The 6,639-nt window shown below is 66.1% G+C and carries 8 protein-coding genes; all 8 read right to left on the bottom strand.

The window, feature by feature from the left end; genetic code table 11:
* A partial coding sequence (locus tag J1M81_RS25815) for a hypothetical protein (RefSeq protein ID WP_206499161.1) occupies positions 1 to 1,545 on the bottom strand: 1,545 nt, incomplete at its 3' end.
* Positions 1,539 to 2,420 carry a hypothetical protein gene (locus J1M81_RS25820; RefSeq protein WP_206499162.1) on the bottom strand — a complete coding sequence of 294 codons (882 nt, stop codon included), beginning with the start codon at positions 2,418 to 2,420 and terminating at the stop codon, positions 1,539 to 1,541. The genes J1M81_RS25815 and J1M81_RS25820, both read right to left, overlap by 7 nt.
* Complete coding sequence (locus tag J1M81_RS25825) at positions 2,417 to 3,046, bottom strand: hypothetical protein (RefSeq protein WP_206499163.1); 630 nt, start codon at positions 3,044 to 3,046, stop codon at positions 2,417 to 2,419. The genes J1M81_RS25820 and J1M81_RS25825 overlap by 4 nt, the downstream gene beginning before the upstream one ends.
* Positions 3,047 to 3,072: 26 nt before the next feature.
* Complete coding sequence (locus J1M81_RS25830) at positions 3,073 to 3,348, bottom strand: hypothetical protein (RefSeq protein WP_206499164.1); 276 nt, start codon at positions 3,346 to 3,348, stop codon at positions 3,073 to 3,075.
* The gene (locus J1M81_RS25835; RefSeq protein WP_206499165.1) at positions 3,348 to 3,641 is read right to left on the bottom strand and encodes a hypothetical protein; all 294 of its coding nucleotides are present in this window, start codon (positions 3,639 to 3,641) and stop codon (positions 3,348 to 3,350) included. The genes J1M81_RS25830 and J1M81_RS25835 overlap by 1 nt, the downstream gene beginning before the upstream one ends.
* Positions 3,642 to 3,653: 12 nt before the next feature.
* Complete coding sequence (locus J1M81_RS25840; protein WP_206499166.1) at positions 3,654 to 4,295, bottom strand: hypothetical protein; 642 nt, start codon at positions 4,293 to 4,295, stop codon at positions 3,654 to 3,656.
* Entirely contained in the window at positions 4,292 to 5,431 is a 1,140-nt protein-coding gene (locus J1M81_RS25845; protein ID WP_206499167.1) for a MinD/ParA family protein, read from the bottom strand. The genes J1M81_RS25840 and J1M81_RS25845 overlap by 4 nt, the downstream gene beginning before the upstream one ends.
* Positions 5,432 to 5,456: 25 nt before the next feature.
* Positions 5,457 to 6,566: a hypothetical protein gene (locus J1M81_RS25850; RefSeq protein WP_206499168.1), complete on the bottom strand. Its 1,110-nt coding sequence runs from the start codon at positions 6,564 to 6,566 to the stop codon at positions 5,457 to 5,459.
* Between the last annotated feature and the right edge of the window lie 73 nt (positions 6,567 to 6,639).

The raw sequence follows: 6,639 nt of genomic DNA on the forward strand, positions 1-6,639 counted from the left end.
GCCTCCGCCACCGCCACCGCCGGTGCCGGGGGCCTGGCCGCCGTAGCCGCCCTGACTGCGGGTGACCACGCCGCCGGTCGACTTGGCTGCCCGGGCCGCGCCCATGACTGCGGCGCTGGTGCCGCCGCTCATGGCGGCCACGCCCAGGGCTGCTCCACCTGCTGCCATTCCGGCCAATGCCATTGGGCTACCGGAGGACGCGGTCGAGACGTTCAGTACCCGTAGTAGGGCCGGAAGTGCCACTGCCGCAACGGTGAGCAGGATCAGTCCTTGGAGCTTGGTGACGTCGGAGCTGGGGTCGGCGGCCCAGAACGCGGTGGCCATGATCGCCGCCGACGCCGGCTTGAAGAGGATGAACGCGATCGCCCAGTTACGCATCTTCTCGTAGGACTGAGAACCCATCTCGGTTCCCGATGCCGCCGCGGCGACGGGCAGGACACCGACGATGACCATCAGGAACGCCATGCGGACCACCAGCAGCACGACCTGGACCAGTGCGCCGAGCATTCCGAACAAGGCAATCAGCAGAACCCAGCCCGGACCCCACGTCGAGGTGTCGTCGATCATCATCGCTTGAACTTTGGTGCCGAGGTCGTTGCCGCCCGATTCGCTGAGCAACCACAAGCTGATGCCGTCCGAGACCTGGATGGCCAGGCCGATGGCGACACCGAACAGCGACATCGAGGTGATCGTCCGGACGAAGGTGCGCACGAGATCCATTGCCGCGGCATTCTCGTTTCCTGACTGAGCCAGGGCGACGCGGATGCAGGCCACGAAGATCGAAATCACCAGTACCGCACCCTGAATGGGGAGCATGTACGTCTGGAGCACCGTGAGGTAGTTCGCATCCGACAACGCCGGTGAAGGCGTGGTGAACCACCAGTTGATCATCGTGCCCCAGCCGTCGGCGACGCCGGCAATGAGGGATTTCACGTTCTTGCCGAACGCCGAGTCCCACATTTTCTGCAGCGCATCACCGGGATGAGAAACGACGTTGGCGAGCTTGCAGACCTGCTCTGACGGGTTGGCGAAGATCTTTCGCAGTGCGCCCGAGACGCTGGCCCACGATCCGGTGTTCTGCGTCATCGACTCGCACTGCTGGTCGAACCCGAACGTTCCTTCTCCCGGTGCGCCGCCGCCGATTTCGGGCAATGCAGGTGCCTGGGGTGCTTCGGTGGGTCCACCTTCGGGCACGGCGTAGGTCACCGTGGGGCACGACTGCGTCGATTGCCCGCCGCCCAGTGGAACCGTGATGCAGGTCAGCTCCCGTTGGACCATCGTGTAGCCCGGGGGCAGCGGCTTCGGTGTCGTGCCTCCGAGACCACCGAGGGTGATCGAACCTGCGGGAAGGTTGTTCGCCTTCAGATCGTCCGCGCCGACGAGCTCGTAGCCCTGCGGTGCGGCCGGGATCGCAGGGGCGGTGGTGTCCTGAGCGGAGGCCGGCTGAGCCAACGCGCCGATCAGGGACGCGCTTGCGATGAGTACGACCAGCAAGGCGAGGAGCGCGTGCACGATCCGTCCGGCGCGGAGCCGCATCGTCACCATGGAGTCCACCCGCTCAGAGAGGTCGCGGTCCCGGAGAGGTCACCGAGATGCTCGGGGAAGGTCAGCTTCCAGTCGCCGTCGACCCAGGTGGCCGTCAACCTGGTGGTCAACCACTGGGCGGTGCCGTTGTCCGCTTTCTCTGCGGGACTAGCGGTTTCGATAACGGCGAGATCCGGGGCGTAGTCGAGGATCCGGAAGGCGTCAGACTTGGTCTGGTAGCTCAGAGCGGCGTCGGTGGCACCGCGATGGAACGGGCCTTCGGCGTCGAGCTGCGTGTACAGCTCGCTGCGCTGAGCCGCGGTCATGACAGTCTGGTTGTCGTAGATTCCGCGCGCGGTCTCGTTGTTCGCCGACCCAAGGCGCAGTGCGATCTGCACGGCGGCCAACGCAGCCCCTTGTGGAGTGTGGGCGAATCCGGTTGCGGTCAGTCCTTTCACGGTGGACGGGCCGTCCGAGGTGGAGAACGGGACGATCGCTCCGTCGTTGACCTTCTGCCAGCTCACCCCAGCAGGAGCGGGCACCGGTACGGCGGGGTTGTAGGGGCCGTACTCGACCGGCGACTGCGGCAATGCCCACCCGCCGGGCCAGTTCGGAACGTCGACCCGTCGTCCCAGACGGTCGACGGTCGGGGTTGCGAGCCCCTGCATCGCGCTATCGGTGTTCGGAACCGCTGTAGGGCCGGTGGAGGGTAGCGCGGTGACCGTCGGACGAGGCGTCTCGTCGGCCGGTGACTCGTCGGAGTCACCGCTGAATCGCAGGACGACCGCGACGACGGCGCAGATCACGATGATAGCCACGACGAGCATCGCCGCGCCGGTCAACACCGGGTTGCGTTCCTTGACGGCTTTGCCGCCCTCGCCCTGGCCGGTGCTCATGATGCCGCCGTGAACTCGGTGAAACCGGCAGTATCGGTCAGCGTTTCGGGCTCGGGAATGTCGTCGGGTGCAGGCAGCAGCAGCTTCCAGTCCTCTCCCGACCAGACGAGGGTGTGGGTGGTGGCCATCAGCGCGCTGTCCGGGCGCTCGACGGCCAGCCGAACCACGGCCCGGGCGTCGGTGAAGTCGGTGACCTCGAAGCCCTCGAGACGTGCTTCGGTTCCTTCCGGCGCCGGATCAGTGATGGAGACCTGAGCGCGGTTGACGGCGTAGGTGTCTCGGCCGACGCCGGGCGCTGCGACCGCATTGACCACATCGGGCCACGAATTGTCCGGTGCCAGACGCAGTCTGGTGATTCCCTGCGCTACGGCCAGCACCGCGCCCTGCGGCGTGGGGGTGTATCCGGACGCGACATCGCCCACCACCTCACGCGGACCGTCAGTGCTCGAGGTCGGCAGGGACGCGCCCCGCCAGCTCTGCCACTGCACGTCCGCCGGAGCGGCCGAGGTATCGACAGCTGCGCTCGTCGAGGTGGTCGTGGTGTCGGCTGTGGGTTCGCTGGATCCGCATCCGGACAAGGCCAGGACCGCGACGACGGTAGCTGCGGCGATGAGGTGGCGTTTCATATGAAGGTTCTCCGATTCGAATTGCGTTATGAGAGAGCGAATCCCGCGAGTGCGCCCGCTGAGCTGGCGGCGATCGCGGCCGCGCAGATCCACAGGATCTTTCGCATGGTGCGGGTGAAGGGTGTCGAGGTGGCGAAATGCCACCACAACATGCCGCCGGCGGCGATCAGTGACGCCACCAGCACTGCTCCGACGACCCACATCCCGTAGCCCAGAAGCTGGTCGAGCGGTTCGGTGACCTCTGAGGGCAATGGTTGCGATGGGGGAGCAGGCTGGTTGTGCAGCACGGATGGTGTCGACATCACGACATCGCGAAGGTGACCAACGAGGCGGCGATCGACATGATCAGTGCACCGATCAGAGAACCGAGGAGGACCTTGATTCCTTTGCCGCCCATCGCGCCCTGGCCGTTGAGGTGATCGAAGCCCATCATCCCGCCGCCGAGCATGACTCCTACGAGAGCCCCGATGGTCAAAATCCAGAGAATGACGCCGACCCCCTTCCATATTTTGTCTCCGCCAGGCGGGGTGACGGCATCGGGCTGGGGGATCGCCAGGATGGTGGTGTGGACTGCGTCGAATGCGGTGGTCAACATAGTTTTCGGCTCCTAGGGGTTGGTGTTGAGGATTGAGACGATGGTGGTGCGGATGGCTTCGGCGACGTCCGCGACCTCGCGCGGTACGGCCTGGTCGGGCGGTTCTCGTTTGCGGCCGGTGGCGACGGGATCTCCAGGAGTCCAGAACGGCAGTTCGTCGGGTGTCAGTTCGTTCCAGGCGTCGATCCACGGGATTCGCCAGTGGTGGTCGTCGACGAGTCCGGCAACCACCTCGAGGCGTTGGCGCAGATCGTTCTTGAGTCGGCTCGGCGATGCTGCGACGGTGACGAGCCCGACCAGAGTCGTTGCGCCGCCGTATCGGGACAGATGCTGAGTGAGCAGATCGTGAGCTCGGGTGATTCCCCAGGCGGATTCACGGGCGACCACCACGACGAAGGGTGATTCCTGCTCGAAGCCGGCCGGGAACGCGCCCATCGCGTCGCCGACGATCGACCACGACGCAGTCAGCATCGACACCCCGGCACCTCCGTGAGCACCGACGAGCCACCACGAGGGCACAGCCCGATCCGCGGGGGCGAAGACCGGCTCGGGCCAGATGTCGATGCACCGGTCTGCTGGCGGCGGGGTGATCAACCCGTGTGTGCGCCCCGGCTCACGGGAGTCGTCAGCGGACGCCCACGCCGTGGCGCTCACAGCGTCGACCCTTCCACTCGGTTGTTGTTCTGCCATCCGGCGGCGAAGTCGGTCGCAATCAGTTGTGCGAGATCGCGATACGCCGACCGTGTCGCTGGGAGCAGTCGATCCCAGTGGATCTCTGCGCCCTCGTCCAGATGCGGATCGAACGGGATGGTCACCACCGCGCGGACACGGTCGCCGAAGTACTCCTGCAGCTGGTTGTCGGTCAACGGTGTCTTCGAGCTGCTCGACATGCGCGAGACGACGATCACGCACCGCCGCACCAGGTGCGAGTAGTGATGGGCGTCCAACCAATCCAACAGCGCGTTGGTTCTGGTGACCGCCGAGACGTCGAGCTTGGTGGGCGCGATCAGCGAGTCGGTCAGATCGAGTACTCCCGCCATCGCGGGGTGGGTGATGCCGGTGCCGCAATCGGAGAGCAGCACCTGGAAGTGGTCTTGGAGGATCTCGATCACGCGTCGATAGTCGTTCTCGCTCAGCGCTTCCGACCGCTCAGGATCATCGTGTGAGGCGAGAACTTGCAGGCCGGTCTCGGCTTCTAGGGTGTGCTCACGCACGTCCGCGTAGCGGTCGGTGTGTGGGGCGGCGAGCAGGTCGTAGATCGTTGGCGGATGTTCGGTGCGGGGCGCGATCGCGGCGATCCGTTCGGCGAGGACACCGGCATCGGGGTTTGCGTCGATGGCCAACACCCGATCGGTGCGCACGTCCGCGAAGGCGTGGCCCAGCACGACAGAGACAGTCGACTTCCCTACGCCGCCTTTGAGCCCTGCCACGGTGATCTTGTGATCGGTGCGCACCGGTGCGGCGATCTGCCCGTCGAGGGCGCGTGCACGCTTGTCCGCGGGCGATTCGCCGGCGTTGATCGTGCGCAAAGACAACGCATACAGGGCGCGCCGCCACCCCGATGCCGGAGCAGCGCGGACACCGTCGATCTCCAGTGCGGACGCCGAGGGCGGGCGCGGCGGCTGTGTTCTGTCGCCGCGCCCCAACATCACCACCGCGGTGGTGTTGCGGTCCAGATCGATCTGCCCGAACGCCGGTCGTTGCCCGACCGGTGTAGTGACCGTCTCGACGTCGTGGATGTCGGGACTCGTCCGATCGGCCATCAGGCCGTCTTTCCAGTCGGTGCTCATCGGGTGGTCCTTACTGGGTTCGCCATCAGTTGGACGGGGTCAGCCACGAGGAGTCGTCCGGAGCGGCGGCGGGCGGCTCCATCGGGAACGCATCGCCTGCCGGGGCCGCCGATGTGGCCGCAGTGCTCGTGCTGTCGGCGTCGGTGGCCGGCTGCGGGGTGTACGTCGGCGTCGACAGCGTCGACGACGACTCGGCCCAGGGATCGAAGGCGGTGGAAGTCGAGGACGGTTGTGCGCCGACCTGGAACTGAAGACCGGGAAGGCCTTGGTAGGAGCCCTGCCCGTCGACGGGAACGGTCCGGGTGAAGGCGTCCTTGTCTGCTGTGGGAGCGGTCGATCCGGCCTCGAGATCTTTGACGAGCGCGGTGATCCAGTCCGACGCAAAGCTCAGCCACGTTCCACCCGACGGTGTGACCGCATCACGTTGGTAGGACTCGTGATTGGCGCGTACAGCCCAATATTTGACGTCGGTGGCCATCTTGATCAGACCCTTGTTGTCGGTCAGTTCGTTCTGCACGATCTTCGACACGGCGGTGGTCGTCTTGTCGGTGATGTTCGCCGGAATGAGCTGCAGGGCAGCCTCTGTAGCTTTGGCTCCGAGCAGAGCCAGTGCTGCCGGCGGATTGGTCAGGCCGACGGTGGCCAGTTGCGCGATGTTGTCCATCGTGAGGACCTTCTTCGCAAACGTCACGGCCGTGTTGATTCCGATTCCGAGGACTTTGTCGATCGCGGCGAATGCATCGACCTGGTGTGTCGGGTTGGAGGCGTCGGCGGCGCGATTGCTCAGGGAGTCTCCCGGGCGGTAGTCCAGACCGCGGGTGGTGCCATCGCTGCTGGTGATGTCTTCGTTGACGACGTCGACGCCCATCTTGAGCGCGGTGGTGCCCATGACTTGCGCGGCCGACCACAGGACCCCGACGGGGTCTTGAGCGTTGAGGTTCATCTGGCCGCTGACGTTGGTCACCAGACGGGCCAGCGGGGCGTCGGCGGGTGTGTCACAGGCGATGTCGCCGCTGGCGCAGGCCGATGCGACGCGGCCGGTCAGGGAGCCGAACGAGGCCGGGGTCTGGGCGGCCAGAGGGGCGATGCCGCCTCCGTCGGACGGCGGTGTCGGCAGCGTTTCGAGCTTGGTCACCTCCGCGCCGCGAGTACCGGGGGCGGGTGCGGGGTGTTCCTGGGCTGTCTCTTATCCACATCTCCGAGCCCAC

The organism is Rhodococcus sp. KRD175, assembly GCF_017168275.1.
Classification (GTDB): domain Bacteria; phylum Actinomycetota; class Actinomycetes; order Mycobacteriales; family Mycobacteriaceae; genus Rhodococcoides; species Rhodococcoides fascians.